The sequence below is a fragment of the Paracoccus denitrificans genome (genome assembly GCF_900100045.1).
In the GTDB taxonomy this organism is placed as follows: Bacteria; Pseudomonadota; Alphaproteobacteria; order Rhodobacterales; family Rhodobacteraceae; genus Paracoccus; species Paracoccus denitrificans.
The window spans coordinates 18692-36123 of the sequence record NZ_FNEA01000017.1; the positions used below are offsets into that span (position 1 = coordinate 18692).

Genomic DNA, 17432 nt, shown 5'->3' on the forward strand with positions numbered 1-17432 from the left:
ACCGCGACGGCCAAAGCGCAACCGGCCCGACCGGGCGCTTCGGTCCCGGCGCGTTGGGCCGGGCCGCAACTGGCCCGGCCAACGGCTCGCGGCACGGTCAGAACCGCCCCCGCAGGGTCAGCGTGGCATTCCTCGGCTCGCCATACCAATTGCCGCCGCCCGGGGTGCCGATGGTGGCATAATAGGTCTTGTCGAAGACGTTGTTCACGTTCAGCGCCAGCGCCCATTGCTCGGCGATCTGGTATTGCACATGCGCATCCCAGACCGAGTATCCGCCCTGCCTGATCTCGAATTCCGGCTGGGTCCAGCCGTCCGGGGTCATGAACCAATAGGTGCCGCTGTTCGCGTGCCGGCTTTTCACCGTCACGCCGCCGCCGACGGTCCATTTGGAATAGTCACCCGGCAGGGTGTAGTCCGTCCACAGCTTGAACATGTGCTTGGGCGTCAACGCGTGATAGACGTCATTCTCACTTTTGTTCTCGTTATGGTTGTAGGTATAGCCCGCAAAGACCTGCCAGCCCGGCGCGACCTCGCCCGAGACCTCGAGGTCGATGCCCTGGCTGACGATCTCGCCAAGCGGCAGGTAATAGTCGCGGGGCTCATCCTCATAGCGGGGGTCCACCACCTTCTCGCCCTTGCGCTCGATGCGATAGAGCGCCGCCGAGACGTTCAGCGCACCGCCCATGATGGCCCCCTTGGCGCCCAGTTCGTAGTTGCGGCCGGTGATCGGGTCCAACTGGGTCGGGTTATCGGGCGGGCCGGCAAAGGTGTTGCCCTGCGGCTTATAGATCTCGGTCAGGCTGGCATAGGCGGTCCAGTCGGGCGTCAGATCATAGGTGACGGCGGCATAGGGCGTGAAGATACCGTTTTCGCTCCAGCGCCAGCTGGTGTCGCGATAGGTGACGTTGCCATCCTCGTCATACCTCTCCTCAATCTCGGAATGCCTGTAGCTGCCATAACGGCCGCCGACGATGACATGCATCCTGTCGGTCGCCTGCATGTCCAGCCGGGCATAAATGCCCTGCTGCTTGCTGCCGAATGTTGGCCAACCGGATCCGGCCCTGCCCCGCACCGGCGCGGGCAGATCCAGGCCGGGGAAGTCGTCCACCCCGATTTCGCCATCGGGAAACGCCGTGCCAACGCGGTTGCGCATCTGCTTGCCGTAGCTGCGCCGCCAGTCGGCACCCATCGTCAGTTTGTATTCCCGGCCCCAGGCATCGAAGCGGCCCGAAAGGCTCAGGTCCACCCCGTCCGAGTGGTTACCGTCGTCTTCGGAAAATGCGTCCGGGGCGCCGAAGGAACCCGTCAACGGATCGATCGGACCGCCGAGGCTGAGGTTGAGGTAATCGAAATCAAAGCGTTGCCGCGCGGCGCTGAACTTGAGCGTCCAGTCCGAATCGAACCGATGCTCGACCGAGGCGAAAAGCTCGCGGATGGTCTGCTCGCGCTTGGCCCAGTCCACCGTCAGCGCCACGTCGCGCGGCAGGCCAAGCTGGCTGCCGTCGGCATAGGTCGGCAAGCCTCGCTGCCACATGGTGCCGTATTGGCGCTGGTAGCTCACGCCGGCGCTGAGCGTGGTCGAAGGCGTCAGATCGTATTCTAGGATGCCGTAGAGGACCCGCTTTTCCTCATCCGCGGGCTTGTAGAAATATTCGCGGTCCTGCCAGACGCCGACCAGGCGGCCGCGCAGCTTGCCGTCAAACCCCAGCGGGCCGCCGATATCGGCCTCGAGCCGACGGTTGTTCCAGCTTCCATAGGCCAAGGACACAGCCGAGCGCAGCTCGTCCGTGGGGCGCTTGCGCGCCAGGTTGATCGTGCCGCCCGGCTCGCCCGCTGCCGAGAACAGCCCCTCGGCGCCGCGCAGGATCTCCAGCCGATCATAGATCGCCATGTCGAAATCCGGCTTGAAGGTCGAATCGTAGGACGTGCCCAGATTATCGATCTGGTAGTTGTCGATGACGAAGCCGCGCGAATAGAACACCGGCTGGCCCATGCCGTCCGTGGTCGCGACGATGCCGGGCGCCTTGGCCATCGCCTCGGACATGGTGGTCAGGTTCTGGTCGTCCAGCGCCTGCTTGGTCACCACGGTCACCGATTGCGGCACCTCTTTCAGCGAATCCGCCCCGCGCGCGATGCTGGCCGCGCCGCTGGCATAGGAACCGCTGCCCTCGGTCGTGGCGCCGCCGCCCCGCAGCGTGACCGTATCCAGCACCACCGCGCCCTCGCCGGCCGGCACCGCAGCACCCTGCACCGGCGGCCGCACCAGCACATAGCTTCCCGGTCCCGCCTGCTGCAGGCGATAGCCGCTGCCGGCCAGCAGCACCGAAAAGCCCTGCTCGACCGTATAGCTGCCCTGCAGCCCGGCGCTGCGTATTCCGGCCAGATCCGAGGGTTCATAGACCAGTTGCACGCCCGAGGCGGCGGCATAGCGCGCCAGCACGTCGCTGAGCCGGCCGGGGCCGATGGCATAGTCGCGCGCCTGGGCGAAGGCGGGCGCGGTGATCGCGGCGCCAAGGGTCGTGCCGATCAGCAGCGCCCGCAGGGCATTGCGCGGCACGGCCAGGCCGGTCGAGAACGCGAGGGCGCGGGCAGCCGCCACCGGCACGCAGGTAAGAGAGTTCATGCTGCTTCGTCCTGTCTGGAATGGAGGAAGGGCAGCGTGCTGAAATCACCTCTGGCTGGCACCCTTTCCCCGTTCACCGGACGAGATCGGAAAAGTGATCACCTCGGCGGCGAAAAAAAGCGCCGGGCCTTCAGCTGCGCGGCGCGACCACCACCCACCAAGGCGTTCGGCGCTGGATGCGCACCGGCAGGGTCCGCTCCAGCAGCGCCAGCCCGCCATCCGTGTCCGAAAGCGATATCGCCCCCGACACCAGAATCGCCGCCACGGCGGGATCGCAGCGCAGGACGCCACGGCGATGGCGCGCCATTTCGGCGATCACGTCGCCAAGGCGCATGTCCTGCGCCAGCAGCATGCCCTGTTCCCAGATGGCCGCGCTTTCATCGACCGTTGCCGGCGGCCTGACGCCGTTGCTGTCGAAATCCGCCTGTTCGCCCTGATGCAGGACATGGGGCGCGGCGTTCCGCGGCCTGATCTCGACCGCATGGCGAAAGACCGAGACACGCACCAGATCGCCGTCCAGTTGCCGGACGCTGAAGCGGGTTCCCAGCGCCCGGACCTCGCCGAAAGCCGTCTCGACCAGCAGCGGGCGCGGCACCGGAGCGGGATCGGGATGCGTGGTCAGAAGAATCTCGCCGGCGCGCAGGTGGATACGCCGTTCGGCGGTGGTAAAGGCGATATCCGCCGCGCTGTCGGTGTTCAGCACAAGCTGCGAGGCGTCCGGCAAGGCCAGCGCCCTACGCTCGCCGACCGCGGTGGCCACGTCGGCGCCCCATTTCTGCCAGGGCTGCTGCCAGGCCATGACCCCGGCCGAAGGGACAAGCAGGGCCCCGCCCAGCACACCCAGCGCGCGGCGCCGGCCGGGTAACGGCTCCATGGCCCGCAACACGTCCTTGCCCAGCCCGCGCGGCACCCGCTCGAAGGTCTGGAACACCGCCTGCGCCCGCTGCCAAGCCGCGGCGTGCTGCGGGCTTTGGGCAAGCCAGCGCTCGAAGGCTGCACCGTCGACCTCGCCGGGGGCGCCGTATCGCATGGCCATCGCCCAGTCGGCGGCTTCCTCCAGCAATTCGGCCCTGGGCGGTCCCGACATGTCAGGCGGCCTCCATGCAGGCCAGCAGCGCCTTGCGGATATGCCGCCTGACCGTGATGACCGGAGCCTGCGTCCGTTCGGAAATCTGTTGCAGGGTCAGCCCGTCGAACTGGGCGAGCAGAAAGACCTCGCGGGTAAAGGCGGGCAGCCGCCCGAGCATCGCGTCGATCCGCGTCAGCGCCTCGATGACCAGCAACCGCTCCTCGGCCGGCGGAACCTGGACGGCCGGCAGATGCGCGATGGTGTCCAGATAGGCCCGCTCGACCCTCTGGCGGCGCCAGTGATCGGCCAGCAGGCCCTTGGCGATATGGGTCAGAAGCGCGCGGGGCCGTTCGCCCAGTCGCGAACGCCGCGATGCAAGCAGCCGCAGGAACGTGTCGTGGGCCAGGTCGGCCGCATCGCCGCTGTCGCCCAGCTTACGGCGCAGCCAACCATGCAGCCAGCCGTGATGGTCGGCATAAAGCGCGTGAAGCTCGCATCTGGGATTCCCGCCGGCCGACACCCTGCCTCCGCACCTCGTCTCGCTGCCGGAACGGTTCCGGGTGAAAAATCCTTACTATATTGCAAAGGTATTTCCAGTCCGCGGCATCCGCAGCGACGGAGAATCTGCGAAATCCGCCGCATTTGTCGATTTCATGCCACAACCGAGCCGCAATCTGCGCCCGGATGGCCATTCCATGCCATCCGGGCGACAGCCGGGCGATTCACCATCGCGGCATCGCCGCAAGACGAAGGCCCGGCGGTCAATGCAGGCCGAACTCCGCCATCAGGCGGCGGCGCATGGCGACGAAGCCCGGCTCGCTGCGGTCGCGCGGACGCGCCAGGTCGACATCGATCAGCCGTGCCGGATCAGTGCTGTCCTTCGACAGCACCAGAACCCGGTCGGCAAGGAAGATCGCCTCTTCGAGGTCGTGGGTGACAAGGATCATCGTCACCCGTTCCTCGCGCCAGATGCGGGCCAGTTCCTCCTGCATCGTCATCTTGGTCATGGCGTCCAGCGCACCGAAGGGCTCGTCCAGAAGCAGGATCCCCGGTCGCACCGTCAGAGCGCGCGCAATGCCCACGCGCTGCGCCATGCCGCCGGAAAGCTGGCGCGGCCAGGCCGCCTCGAACCTGGCCAGGCCGACAAGGCGAAGATAGTGCCGCGCCCTTTCGCGACCCTCGGCGGCCGGGATGCCGCGCACCTCCAGCCCGAAGGCGACGTTGTCCAGCACGGTCAGCCAGGGCAGCAGGCGCGGTTCCTGAAAGATCACCGCGCGCTCGCGCCCCACCCCGGCGACGGGACGACCGTCGATCAGCACCTTGCCGCGATCGGGGGTTTCGAGCCCCGCCAGAATCCGCAGCAGCGTGGTCTTGCCGCAGCCCGAAGGACCGACGATGGCCAGGATCTCGCCGCCGTTCACGTCCAGATCCAGATCGCGCAGGACCGAAAGCGCGTTGCGATTCAGCGAATAGGACTTGGAAAGGCCGCGCACCCTGACCTCTCCGCGCAGAAGGGACTGGTGGATACCCATCACTTCACCGCCACGGATCGGCTGCTGACCAGCAGGATGTCGGCGGCCTTGAGCCTGCCCTTCTCGACCTTGCCCTCGCGTTCCAGCACGTCGATCCAGAACTGGATGTCGCGCTCGACCGGCAGCCCGCCCTCGCGCACGCCGTAGCCGGCGAAATGCTGCGCCACCTCGGGGTTCTCGCCGCGTTCGGCCAGCGCCTTGGCAAGAACCTCCTTGGCTTCCTCGGGGTTTTCGCGCGCCCAGTCGAGCGCCCGTGCCGCGCCTTCGACAAAGGCCGCAGCCTCCTTGGGATGGGCCTCGGTCCAGTCCCGGCGCAGGACGGCAAAGCCGCCGGCGATCTCGCCCAACACGTCGGTATCGTCGAAGACCGCGCGAAGGCCGCCGGTCTGGCGCGCCGCCCCCTCGAAGGTGGTCTGCCAGTAGCCGAAGGCCGAGACATCCACCTGCCCCGAGCGCAGCACCTGTTCCAGTTGCGGCCCGGGCACGACGATCAGGTTCGCGGCATTCTGCGGCAGATCCTTCTGATGCAGCGCCTCGCGGATGGTGTAGTCCAGATGGGCGCCAAGGGTGTTCACCGCGATGGTCTTGCCGGCGATATCCTCGACCGAGCGGATCGGGCTGTCCTCCAGCACGTAGAAGATCGACTGCACGTCGTCGTTGATGCCCTGCGTCGGATAGGCAGCCACGAAATCGTTGCCGCCGATGATCGAGTTCAGCACAGCCGAGGTCGCGGCACTGCCAAGGTCGAGGCTGCCGCCGGCAAGGCCGATCAGCGTCTCGGGGCCGCCCGAGGCATAGCCGAGGTTCTCCAGCTTGATCCCCGCCTCGTCGTAATAGCCGAGTTCGTCGGCCAGTTCGTGCGGGGCAAGGCCACCATGGCTGGCAAGGTAGCGGATCGTCACCTCGGCCTGGGCGGCGGTGCCGAAGGAAAGGCCCAGGGCGGTGGTCAGCGCGAGGCTGCGAAGGGTAAGGGTCATGGCATCAACTTTCTGTTTCAAGGATCAGCGGGCCGGCGCGGCCCAGCGGCACAGACGGTTTTGCAGGGAGACGAGGACAAAGTTCGCGGCCAGGCCAAGCGCCGCCAGCAGGAAGATGGCCGCGAACATCAGCGGAATCTGGAAGTTGTATTGGGCGTTCATCACCTGGAAGCCGAGCCCCTTGTTCGCACCGATCATCTCGGCCGCGATCAGCAGCAGCAGCGCCGTGGTGGCCGAAAGCCGCAGTCCGACGAAGATGGATGGCACCGAGGCCGGCAGGATCACCCGGCGAAACACCGCCAACCGGGACGCGCCATAGGTCCGGGCCATCTCGATCAGCTTGCCGTCCACCTCCTTCACGCCGCCGATGGTGGCCAAAAGGACGGGAAACAGCGTCGCCCAGAAGATGACGAAGACCTTCGATGTCTCGCCCAGGCCCAAAAGCAGGATGAACACCGGATAGAGCGCCAGCGCCGAAGTCTGGCGGAACAGTTGCAGGATCGGATCCAGCGCCCGCTCCACCGCCGGGATCTGGCCCATCAGCAGGCCCAGCGGGATGCCCAGAACCACGGCACCGGCGAAGGCGATGCCCGAGCGTTGCAGGCTGATGGCGATGTCGTCCACCAGCGCGCCCGAAGCGATGCCGTTCCACAGCGCCGCGGCGATCTTGTCCAGCGGCGGCAGCACGGCAGGGCTGACCCAGCCCATGGTGCTGGCCACCTGCCACAGGACCAGGAAGCCCGCCAGCAGGCCATAGCGCGACAGGCCATGGCGGGCGACGGCGGCGCCCCGGCGCAGCAGCGACCCGCCCGGGGCGGAATCGCGCGAAAGCGGAATGGGCGGGGTATCCAGATGCTGCAAGGTCATGGCGTCACTCCGCCGCATGGGTCGACCGGCGCTCGACCGCCCAGCGGTTCTCGGGGAAGGGCAGGCCCAGGTTCTCGCGCAGCGTGCGGCCTTCGTATTCGGTGCGGAACAGGCCGCGGCGCTGCAATTCGGGAACCACCAGGTCCACGAAATCGCTCAGGCCGGTGGGCAGCCAGGGCGGCAGGATGTTGAAGCCGTCCGCGCCCTCGTTCTCGAACCATTCCTGCAAGGTGTCGGCGATCTGCTCTGCGCTGCCGACGATGGTGAAATGGCCCCGCGCCGAGGCGATCCACTGGTAAAGCTGGCGGATGGTAAAGCCGTTCTCGTCGGCGATCTGGCGGATCAGCACCTGGCGCGATTTCATCCCCTCGGTCGGGTCCAGCGGCGGCAGCGGGCCGTCGAGGTCCGCCCCGGTCAGGTCCAGCGTGCCGCCGGTCAGCCCCTTGATCAGGGCGATGCCGTCCTCTTCCAGGATCAGGTCGGTAAGGCGTTCGTATTTCTCGCGCGCCTCGGCCTCGGTCCGGCCGACGAAGGGCGAGACGCCGGGCATGACCAGCACATGGTCGGGGTTGCGGCCAAGGCCACGGGCGCGGGCCTTGATATCGCGATAGAATTCCTGCGCGGTATCAAGGCGCTGATGCGCGGTGAAGATCACCTCGGCCGTGGCGGCGGCAAGACCGCGACCGTCCTCGGACTGGCCGGCCTGCACGATGACCGGATGGCCCTGCGGCGAGCGCGAGACATTGAGCGGCCCCTTGACCTTGAAATGCTCGCCCTGGTGATCGGTGAAATGCACCTTCTCGGTGTCGAAGAACACGCCCGTTTCCTTGTCGCGGATGAAGGCGTCGTCCTCGAAGCTGTCCCACAGCTTCCCGACCACATCGACATGCTCGGCCGCACGGCGATAGCGCCAGGCATGGGGATGCTGCTGGTCGAGGTTGAAGTTCCGCGCCGCGCTTTCCGTGGCTGTCGTCACCACGTTCCAACCCGCGCGCCCGCCCGAGATCAGGTCGAGCGAGGCGAACTTGCGGGCAAGGTTATAGGGCTCTTCATAGGTGGTCGAGGCCGTGGCGATGAAGCCGAGATGCTTCGTGAGGGGTGCGAGCGCCGCAAACAGCGTCACCGGCTCGAAGCCCGCGACCTTGGCGTTGCCGCCCTCGATGCCGCCGCCAAAGGCGATGGCCAGGCCGTCGGCCAGGAAATAGGCATCGAACAGCCCGCGCTCGGCTTCCTGCGCAAGCGCGACGTGGAACTCCAGGCTGGTCGCCCCGTCGACGGGCTGGTCGGGGTGGCGCCAGGCGGCGATATGCTGGCCGCCGCCGGGAAGAAAGGCGCCAAGGCGAATCTTGCGTGTCATGTCTCTTGTCCTTCAGGCAAAGGGGGATCGGTCCGCCCGTGGCAGGTCGGGGCCGGTCTGGATTGGAAATGCTGCTGGTCGGGCTTGGCCTTGCCGACCGGGGCGGCTGCCGCTCGGCCGCGCGTCAGCCGGTCAACGGGGCCGGGCCAGCCGATGGGCCATCGCGCACAGGCGACATGGACCACCCGATGGACCGGCGGCCTGGAATTTCGACCTGTTGCCGGAGGTCGGCAATGCGGAGTGTCATGGCCCTCTCCCAATGACGATCTATCTTGTCGTCTAATATTCCCCAGACATCCGGCCCGGGCCATTCCAAAGACTCACCCTCTGGGGGAAGCCTTTCATCGTTCATTTCCATCCTGGGAGAAGAAGATGCTGGAAACCCGGTCATCGCTGTCGGGGCCGGTCCTTCCCCTGCCGATCCATGTGCCCGGCTTTTCGGAACTCCTTGCACCGGTCGCATGAGGCGGCTTGCCTTCCTTGTCGGGCGCGATGCGTCACACTGGATTTTTGCATGGCTGACGCGCGGGTCGCATGAATGTCCGCAGCGCATATGAAAACGGCGGGAAGTTCCCGCCGCTCCGTCTTCAGTCATCTGCTTCGATCATCTGCCGAGGGCGTCGTAGCCCTGTTCCCATGTCGTCTTTGGTGCAGGAAGGCTCTCCAGATGCCTCGCATCGACCGCATCGCGGTCGTCCAGGATATCCGCAGCCGCCTTGAGCGTCTGACGCTCCTTGAAAATGGCCTGCTTCACTTCGCTTTTGCTCGGTTCGTTGGTCATTTTAAGTCCTCCAAACGGGCTGCACAGGGTTGCGCCACCTGGTCAGCATAGCACATCCGGCATCATTTTACACGATAAAGTATATCGTCTTTACCATGAATTAGCAGATCCTCACCATTTGCGAGGCATGCCGTCGATTCCCGAGGATGAACCGCAGGGCGGCGATACCGCACGGCGGCCGGCTTTTCCGCCCTGCGCGTCAGCGGTTGCGGGTATCGACGGGATAGGCGGTGCTGAAGTGGATGCGCTCCATCGAGAAATGCGAGGTGACGTTCTTGATCGGCACGGCATCCGTCAGCCGCTTGTAGAACAGATCGAAGGCGGCCATGTCCGGCACCGCCACGCGCAGCATGTAATCCATCCGCCCCGCCATGCGGTAGACCTCCATGATCTCGGGCAGCTGGGCAACGGCGCGGGTGAATTCCTCGCGCCATTCCAGCGAATGATTCGGCGCCTCGATCTCGACGAAGACCAGGATGCCGAATCCCAGCTTGGCGGGATCGGCCAGCGCCACCCTCCCGGTCAGCACGCCCAGCGCCTCGAGCTTTTGTATCCGTTTCCAGCAAGGCGTCTGCGACAAGCCCACTTTCTCGGCGATCTGCGCGATGGGCAAGGTCGCATCGCGCATCAGCTCCGCCACGATCTTGCGGTCGATCAGGTCCAGATCCTGCATTTCTCTGCCTTCTTCACGTCAGGGATTCGGGTGCGGTGACCGGGCTACAATTAACGATATTGTCTATGTGTTCAATCGTGTATTATAAAGCCTGACGCAACAGGCGATTCTGCCAATGGAGGCCATAGCGACATGAACCAGTTCATCGTGACGAACGGGACGGGCGCCAATGCCGAGGAAGGCCAGTTGTTCTCGGTCCGGCTGATCGATCGCAGGACGGGTGAGGTTCCCAGCCTGAACGGCATCCCGCTGAGCATGTTGACCCACTCGCCGCGCGCCGCCATCGCGGCCTTCATGCGCGGCCGCGACCGGCTGCTGTGGCGGGCCGAGGTCGAGCCGGTCAACGCCCGCGACGGAGGCTCCAGCCATGGTGCGGTATCGTGAAGGACTGCTTGACCGGCTGCTGCTCCTGACCACCAGCAAGGCCCGGGCGATGCCGCCCGGCCGCAGAAAGGGCTGGGATGCGATCCTGCCGGACCCGGCATGGACGGTCCGGCGGGCCGGTCCGCGCTGGTTCGCGCTCTGGGACAGGGACCGGCAAAGGCTGCGGCGGTTGCGCATCCTGCTGCTGCCGGAGGACTGGCTGGGGCTCAGCGCGGCCCAGGAAACGGCGCTGGCGCTGGAGCAGTTGCGGCCGGCCGAAAAGATCCCGGCGCCGTTCAGCACGCCCCTGCACGAGGCGCGGGCAAAGCTGCGCCGCATCCAGTCGCGCCTGCCGTGACAAGGCGGCCGGCGCAAGGGCACGGCAGTTCCGGTCAGGCGGGCCGCAACCATCGGGGACGCGCTTGACGGCAGGGCCGGCCCCTGCGGCGGCGTTCAGCCGACCGCAAGCAGGGGTGCCGCATCATGTCGGGAAAGATGCGCGGCGAATTGCGCCACCGCCCGGTCCAGCCGCGTCGAGGCAGCCTCGGAAGCCAGGCCATCGGGGCCGAAATCCGATGCGGAAACGTAAAGCCCCGTGGCCAGCGTATGGGCCTCGAAGAACCCGAAGACCGGGCGAAGCTGATGCTCGATCACCAGCGCATGACGGTCCCCGCCCCCGGTGGCGGCCAGCAGCACAGGCTTGCCGACCAGGGCAACGGGCTCGATCAGGTCGATGAAATGCTTGAACAGCCCGGTATAGCTGCCCTTGTAGACGGGGCTGGCGACGATCAGCGCATCGGCGGCCAGAAAGGCATCCAGATGCCGAGTGTGGGGTCCGTCCTGCGGTTGCCGCAGCGAACCGAAATCGGGACCGAGATCGGCAATGTCAAAGACATGCGCGCTGCCGCCGAAGCGCGCGACGGCGCGGCGCGCGGCCTCTTCGACCAGGCTGCGGGTTTTCGAGGGTCGGCTCCACGAGCCGGCAAAAGCGACGATGCGAGGTCCAGGCACTATATTCTCCCGAAAAGACGACTTGATTCATGGTGAAATACTTAGGCCGCGGCTGCCCGAGCGGCCATTCCAAAGCCGGGCGGCCCAGAGGATGAAAACCACCGCCAAGCCGCCGGATCGGAGAACGGGCATCCCCGGCACCGCACCGGCAGGCCGCGCAAGGGGATCGCGGGGATGTTCCCGCCGGGAACCGGATCGAGGCGTCATCGTCCTTTCCCCGGACACCCCCGCGCAAATGAAGCGGCCCCGGATGTCAGCCTACCGGCTCCGGCAAGCGGTCCAGCAATTCGGCCAGACGGGCGCATTGCACGCGAATATCGGGGATCGCCGTGATCTCCCAAAGCGCAGCACGGGCGCAGGGACCGATGGCGAACAGCCGGGACGACACCCTGCCGTCGCGCGCGATCAGCCGGGCCTCCCTGGTCGTGTCGAGGCCAAGCCGCAGCGGGTCCAGCCGCCCCTGCCCCGTCGCGATCAGGTCCAGCACCACCGGCGAGCTGTCGGTTTCGGGATCGCGCCGGATGCCGCGACAGTCGATGACATGACCGGCCGGCAGCAGGTGCGGGCCTTCGGGTGTCAGCACATGCACGCCGTCATCCGCCAGGCGTTCGAACCGGGCCCTGAGCACATGCAACTGGCCCCGCGCCTGGGCATCGGCGATCAGTGCGGCCGATTGCGGCGGCATGCGGTGGCGATGCACTTCCCACCACGAGGCGGCGTGGCGCAGAAAGCGGCGCCGGCTGTCCTCGTCCCAACCCTGCCAGATCGCGCTGACATGGGGACGCAGCCCGTCCAGGACATCGCGCCAGCCAAGCCCTTCGGCCTCGGCCTGGCGGATGCGCGCCCGCAGCCAGTGCAGCACCCGGCTGACCGGGGCGCCAAGCGGAATCTCGTCGCGCGCGATCGCCATGGCACGGCTGGCGGCATGGGCGCGCGGCAGCAACCCGCGCCGCGACAGGCAGGTGATGCTGCCGCGATGCCCCCGCCCAAGCAGCGTAACCACATGGTCCACCATCGACAGGCCGGTGCCGATGATGACCACATCGGCCCCGGAATCGGCCGGGGGCGCAAAGTCCCAACCACCGCGCATGCCCTTGGGGGGATGCTGCGGAACCGCATGGCCGGTGGCAAGGATGGCCAGGTGGCCCATGATCGCGCTGCCATCCTCCAGGCAGGCCCGCACGCAACCGGGTTTTTCCTCGATGCGCAGGCATTCCTGGCGGTGGCAGGTCAGCCGGTCCCCGCCCCAGGCGGTAAGCAGGTTTTCCAGATAGCGGCCATAGGCCGTCCGGCCGGCAAAGCAATCGGGCGTGGCCTCCGGCGCCTCGCCCGAGCTGTGCAGCCAGCGCAGGAAATGCTCGGGATCGTCTGGAAAGGCACTCATGTTATGGACGCGCGTGTTCAGCAAGTGACCCGGATCATCCGTCGAATAGGCGATGCCGCATCCCAGGCTGTGCGATTTCTCGATCATGCTGATGCGCAGGAAGGGATCGTTCCTAAGCAGATGGGCGGCGGCAAGCACCCCGCTTGCACCGCCGCCGACGATGATGATGTGACGATGACCGTCCTGAGGAAACTGGCCGTCCATCACATCACCATCAGACAGACGAAGGCCAGCGCCCAGAAGATCGCCAGCGCCTGGCCCAGACGGTTTTCCTCTTGATCGGGCAGGATCTCCTGGTCGCCTTGCGAAAGAAAGGCGCTGAAACCCGGGTCGTAGGTGGCGTAATACATCGGTTCATCCTTTCGCATATGGTTTCCCATCCGGTCCCGGCCATGCCTGCCGGGGCCGCGTTACAGCGCAGGCCGCTCCAGCCGGGCGCGTGGCACCGACCGCAGCGCGGGCGCGGCGGGTCGGGGCGGCAGGCGCAAGGCCGCGGGTTCGATGGCGACATCGGGCAGCAGGGCGCGCAACAGGCGCCCCTGCGGCCAGGGCCCGAAGCCTGCGGCCACGTTGATATGCCCCGCCTCGCCCAGATCGACGAAGGATGCGCGCCAGCGGGCGGACAGTTCGCGCGCCCGCTCATAGTCCATCCAGCTGTCGTTCCGGCTGGCCACCACGATGGTCGGCACCGGCAGCGGGGCTTCGGGAATCCGTCCGAAGACCGCCGTGCGCGGATCGCGGCCTGGTTCGGCGGGGGCCACCAGCAGCGCCCCGCCCACCTTGAGTTGCGGCCATTGCAGCAAGAGCTTTACCGCCGCGATCGCACCAAGCGAATGCCCCACCAGAACCGCGCCCGGATGCAGCAGCAAGGCGCCGGCAATCTCGGTCAGCCACTGGTCCGGGCAGGGCCGCGACCACGAGGCCTGCTCGACGATGGCCGAACTCGGATCCGACATTGCCCACCAATGCTGCCAATGCGGCGCAGGCGATCCGTCGAGACCGGGGAGAAGTAGGGTGCGAATCATGGCGTCTCTCCTTCCGGTAAATATCTATCATGTTAGTCGAGTTTTTTCGTTCCAAAATTCGCTGGAAATGGAGAAGGAAATTCCACCGGGGCGCCGTGCCTGAATGACCGCCATGCCAGCCCGGCAGAAAAACCTAATGTTCCCGATGGGTTGATTGCTTCCTCGCCTTGCCCGGCAAGCGGACGGGCCGGTGCGGGTCGGGACCGACGGTGTCGCCATGACGGGGCCTTGGCCGGAAAACGGGTGCGATGCCGATCCGGTTTGCCAATCCCGGCCGGCGCAAGGCATCATGCGCTGGACAAGACGCCGTCTCGCAACCCCTCCAGCGAAAGCCATCATGCCCCGACCCCTGCACGAACCCGTCGACGCCGCCCTGATCCCGCGCTTTGCCGGGCATTCGACCTTCATGCGCCTGCCGGCGGTCGCCAGCGCCGAGGGGCTGGATGTCGCCATCCTCGGCATCCCCTGGGACGGCGGCACCACCAACCGCGCCGGTGCCCGCCACGGCCCGCGCGAGGTGCGCAACCAGTCCAGCCTGATGCGCCGCGTCCATCACGTCACCGGCATCGCCCCCTATGAACGGCTGGCCGTCGCCGATATCGGCGACCTGGTCGTCCAGCCCATCGACCTGATGGCCGCGCTGCGCCAGATCGAGGACGGCATCGCCCAGGTCTGCGCCAAGGGCGCCCTGCCGCTGAGCGTGGGCGGCGACCACCTGACGACGCTGCCGGTGCTGCGGGCGATCCACAAGGCGGACCCCGGGCACGGTCCGCTGGGCCTGGTGCAGTTCGATGCCCATTCCGATACCAACGACAGCTATTTCGGCGACAATCCCTATACCCATGGCACGCCCTTCCGACGCGCCATCGAAGAGGGCATCCTGGACCCCAGGCGCATGGTGCAGATCGGCATCCGCGGTTCGGTCTATGCGGCCGACGAGCACCAATGGGCCAGGGATCAGGGCGTCCGCATCATCCATATCGAGGAATTCGCTCGACGCGGCCCCGACGACGTGATGGCCGAGGTCCGCGCCCTGATGGGCGATGCACCCGCCTATGTCACCTTCGACATCGACGGCATCGACCCTTCGATGGCACCGGGCACCGGCACGCCCGAGATCGGCGGCTTCACCACGCGCGAGGCGCAGGCGATGCTGCGCGGCCTTGCCGGGCTGAACATCGTCGGCGCCGATGTGGTCGAGGTCTCGCCGCCCTTCGACATCGGCGGCATCACCGCGCTGACCGGCGCGACGGTGCTTTTCGAACTGCTCTGCGTGCTGGCCGCCGGCCGGGCCGGGCAGGGCTGACCCCGGCGCGTTTTTTCGCCCGACTGTGCGGCAGCGCACATACGGCCGGCCGGACAGGCGATAGACCGGCGGCACCTTTCAAGGTCATCGAGTATCCTGTTACCCTGTTTTCTGCATTGGCGCCTGCCCCGCTCCCTCGCCGGAGCGGGGCTTTCTCTTGTCGGGACGGCCGGGCTGCAGGGCCCGCGAAAAGATGACATGAAACTGTCGGCCCTGCGTTACCGGACCGTTTCATGCCGGCCGTAGCTTGCGCACGATCCGCATCCCAGGAGTTGCCATGACCGCCCGCCTGCTTTCCGCCGCCTCGATGCTTGCGCTTCTTGCCGGCCCCGCATTGTCCGAAAGCTTCAACCGCATCGCCTCGTTCCCAGTCACCGCCAACATGGCCGAGGGCGAGGACAGGGACCGCACCTCGTCGGCCGAGATCATCTCGGCTTCGCCGGACGGCATGACCCTGATCTATACCGACAGCCCCCTGGGCGTGGTCGGGCTGATCGACATCTCCGACCCCCGGGCGCCGAAGCCGCTGGGCAATGTCGCGCTGAACGGCGAACCGACCACCGCCCATATCATCGGGTCGCGCGCCTTCGTCGGGGTGAACACCTCGGAAAGCCACGCCAACCCCTCGGGCCGGCTTGCCGTGATCGATCTGGACAGCGCGGCCGAGGTGGCATCCTGCGACCTTGGCGGCCAGCCGGATTCGGTGGCGGTGGCGCATGACGGCAGCTTCCTGGCCGTGGCGATCGAGAACGAGCGCGACGAGGAAGCGGGCGACGGCGGGCTGCCGCAGATGCCGGCGGGATTCCTGGTCAAGCTGCCCGTTCGGGACGGCACGGCCGATTGCGCGGCGCTTGAGCGGATCGAACTGACCGGCCTGGCCGAGATCGCACCCGAGGATCCCGAACCCGAATTCGTGGACATCAACGAGGCGGGCGAGATCGTCGTCACGCTTCAGGAAAACAACCACATCGCCGTCATCGGCGCCGATGGCAAACTCGCCACGCATTTTTCGGCCGGCGCGGTCGTGCTGGAGAATGTCGATACCAGGACCGACGGCAGGCTGGACTTTTCCGGCAAGACCGACCCGATCCCGCGCGAACCCGACGGGGTGAAATGGATCGACACCGATCATTTCGTCACCGCCAACGAAGGCGACTGGAAGGGCGGCTCGCGCGGCTTCACCATCTGGAACAAGGACGGCACGGTCGTTTACGAATCCGGCGCCACGCTGGAACATGCCATCGCCGAGATCGGCCACTATCCCGAGAAACGCTCGAAATCCAAGGGCGTCGAGATCGAAAGCGTCGAATTCGCCCGCTTCGGCGAGACGCCCTATCTGTTCGTGCTGTCCGAGCGCGCCTCGGTCGTGGCGGTCTATGACCTGACCGACCCGGCAGCGCCGAAACCGACCCAGATCCTGCCCTCGGGCATCTCGCCCGAAGGGGCGGTCGCCATTCCCGCGCGCAACCTGTTCGTCACCGCAAACGAGGCCGATCTGGGCGAGGACGGCGCAGCACGGGCGCATGTGATGATCTTCGAGCGCTCGGATGCCGAGCCGGCCTATCCGATGCTGACCTCGGCCGGGGCGGACGCGCCGATCGGCTGGGGCGCGCTTGGCGCGCTGGCCTCGGCCCCCGGGCGCGACGACCGGCTTTTCGCCGCCTCGGACAGCGTCTATTCGGCCATGCCCTCGATCTACGAGATCGACATCAGCGCCAAGCCGGCCCGGATCGTAAAGCAGACCATCGTCACCCGCGGCGGCAATGCGGCACAAAAGCTCGACATCGAGGGGCTGGCCTCGGACGGCGAGGGCGGCTTCTGGCTGGCGAACGAGGGCGATGCGGCCAAGCTGGTGCCCCATGCCATCCTGCATGTGAACGAGGCGGGCGAGATCACGCAGGAAATCGCGATGCCCGCCGAATTGCTGGCGCATCAGACCCGCTTCGGCGCCGAAGGCATCGCCAAGGTCGGCAACACGCTTTGGGTCGCGATGCAGCGGGAATGGGGCGACGATCCGCAGGGGCAGGTCAAGCTGCTGGCCTATGACCTCGACGCCGGGGAATGGGGCGCGGTGCGCTATCCGCTGGAGCCGAAGGGCGAGGGCTGGATGGGCCTGTCGGAGATCGCGGTGAAGGGCGAACACGCCTATGTCATCGAACGCGACAACCTGATCGGCGACAGGGCGGCGGTGAAAAAGATCTTTCGCGTGGCGCTGGCCGACCTGCAACCGGCGGCCTTGGGGGGCGAGTTGCCGGTCGTCGCCAAGCAAGAGGTGCGCGACCTGATCCCCGAACTGCGCGGGCTGACCAACGGCTATGTGGTGGACAAGGTCGAGGGGCTGGCCTTCGACGCCCGGGGCGACGCCTGGGTGGTGACCGACAATGACGGCGTGGACGACAGCTCGGGCGAGACGCTGTTCTGGAACCTTGGCGCGCTGTGATGCCAGGGGCGGGGCCGTCGCCGG

Annotated in this window: 17 protein-coding genes; 4 read left to right on the forward strand and 13 right to left on the reverse strand. The window is 66.8% G+C overall.

The annotated features are described in order from the left end of the window. Positions 1-97 precede the first annotated feature (97 nt). From BLT64_RS15575 to BLT64_RS15620, 9 genes are all read right to left on the reverse strand, one after another. The gene (locus BLT64_RS15575) at positions 98-2623 is read right to left on the reverse strand and encodes a TonB-dependent siderophore receptor (protein ID WP_011751349.1); all 2526 of its coding nucleotides are present in this window, start codon (positions 2621-2623) and stop codon (positions 98-100) included. 130 nt (positions 2624-2753) lie between these two features. After that, entirely contained in the window at positions 2754-3710 is a 957-nt protein-coding gene (locus BLT64_RS15580) for a FecR domain-containing protein (protein ID WP_011751348.1), read from the reverse strand. A gap of 1 nt (position 3711) precedes the next feature. Next, on the reverse strand, positions 3712-4212 hold the full coding sequence (locus BLT64_RS15585; protein ID WP_011751347.1) for a sigma-70 family RNA polymerase sigma factor: 501 nt from the start codon (positions 4210-4212) through the stop codon (positions 3712-3714). A gap of 241 nt (positions 4213-4453) precedes the next feature. Then, the gene (locus BLT64_RS15590) at positions 4454-5224 is read right to left on the reverse strand and encodes an ABC transporter ATP-binding protein (protein WP_011751346.1); all 771 of its coding nucleotides are present in this window, start codon (positions 5222-5224) and stop codon (positions 4454-4456) included. After that, positions 5224-6201 (reverse strand): ABC transporter substrate-binding protein, encoded by a 978-nt coding sequence (locus BLT64_RS15595; RefSeq protein ID WP_011751345.1) that lies wholly within the window; start codon positions 6199-6201, stop codon positions 5224-5226. Before BLT64_RS15595 ends, BLT64_RS15590 begins: the two co-directional genes overlap by 1 nt. 24 nt (positions 6202-6225) lie before the next feature. Then, a complete protein-coding gene (locus tag BLT64_RS15600; protein WP_011751344.1) occupies positions 6226-7068 on the reverse strand; it encodes an ABC transporter permease in 843 nt (280 codons plus the stop codon). A gap of 4 nt (positions 7069-7072) precedes the next feature. Then, positions 7073-8425 carry an LLM class flavin-dependent oxidoreductase gene (locus tag BLT64_RS15605; RefSeq protein WP_011751343.1) on the reverse strand — a complete coding sequence of 451 codons (1353 nt, stop codon included), beginning with the start codon at positions 8423-8425 and terminating at the stop codon, positions 7073-7075. 604 nt (positions 8426-9029) lie between these two features. After that, positions 9030-9206 carry a hypothetical protein gene (locus BLT64_RS26890; protein ID WP_157137467.1) on the reverse strand — a complete coding sequence of 59 codons (177 nt, stop codon included), beginning with the start codon at positions 9204-9206 and terminating at the stop codon, positions 9030-9032. Positions 9207-9405: 199 nt separating this feature from the next. Next, positions 9406-9879, reverse strand: a complete 474-nt coding sequence (locus BLT64_RS15620) for an Lrp/AsnC family transcriptional regulator (RefSeq protein WP_011751340.1) — start codon at positions 9877-9879, stop codon at positions 9406-9408. Between the two features lie 132 nt (positions 9880-10011). Between BLT64_RS15620 and BLT64_RS15625 the strand changes: the two genes are divergently transcribed. Further along, positions 10012-10263, forward strand: coding sequence for a hypothetical protein (locus BLT64_RS15625; RefSeq protein WP_011751339.1), 252 nt, complete (start codon positions 10012-10014; stop codon positions 10261-10263). Beyond that, the gene (locus BLT64_RS15630) at positions 10247-10600 is read left to right on the forward strand and encodes a hypothetical protein (protein ID WP_011751338.1); all 354 of its coding nucleotides are present in this window, start codon (positions 10247-10249) and stop codon (positions 10598-10600) included. Before BLT64_RS15625 ends, BLT64_RS15630 begins: the two co-directional genes overlap by 17 nt. Before the next feature lie 95 nt (positions 10601-10695). On the opposite strand, the gene BLT64_RS15635 is transcribed toward BLT64_RS15630, so the two are convergent. The 4 genes from BLT64_RS15635 to BLT64_RS15645 all read right to left on the reverse strand — a co-directional run bounded on the left by BLT64_RS15635 (position 10696) and on the right by BLT64_RS15645 (position 13662). After that, the gene (locus BLT64_RS15635; RefSeq protein ID WP_011751337.1) at positions 10696-11253 is read right to left on the reverse strand and encodes an NAD(P)H-dependent oxidoreductase; all 558 of its coding nucleotides are present in this window, start codon (positions 11251-11253) and stop codon (positions 10696-10698) included. A 253-nt stretch (positions 11254-11506) separates the two neighbouring features. Next, positions 11507-12841: an FAD/NAD(P)-binding protein gene (locus BLT64_RS15640; protein ID WP_011751336.1), complete on the reverse strand. Its 1335-nt coding sequence runs from the start codon at positions 12839-12841 to the stop codon at positions 11507-11509. Next, positions 12841-12987, reverse strand: a complete 147-nt coding sequence (locus BLT64_RS26895) for a hypothetical protein (RefSeq protein WP_157137466.1) — start codon at positions 12985-12987, stop codon at positions 12841-12843. Before BLT64_RS26895 ends, BLT64_RS15640 begins: the two co-directional genes overlap by 1 nt. A 60-nt stretch (positions 12988-13047) precedes the next feature. Further along, positions 13048-13662: an RBBP9/YdeN family alpha/beta hydrolase gene (locus BLT64_RS15645; protein WP_011751335.1), complete on the reverse strand. Its 615-nt coding sequence runs from the start codon at positions 13660-13662 to the stop codon at positions 13048-13050. A 337-nt stretch (positions 13663-13999) separates the two neighbouring features. Between BLT64_RS15645 and speB the strand changes: the two genes are divergently transcribed. Then, on the forward strand, positions 14000-14968 hold the full coding sequence (speB, locus tag BLT64_RS15650; RefSeq protein ID WP_011751334.1) for an agmatinase: 969 nt from the start codon (positions 14000-14002) through the stop codon (positions 14966-14968). A gap of 277 nt (positions 14969-15245) precedes the next feature. Further along, positions 15246-17408: an esterase-like activity of phytase family protein gene (locus BLT64_RS15655; RefSeq protein ID WP_011751333.1), complete on the forward strand. Its 2163-nt coding sequence runs from the start codon at positions 15246-15248 to the stop codon at positions 17406-17408. Positions 17409-17432: the final 24 nt, after the last annotated feature.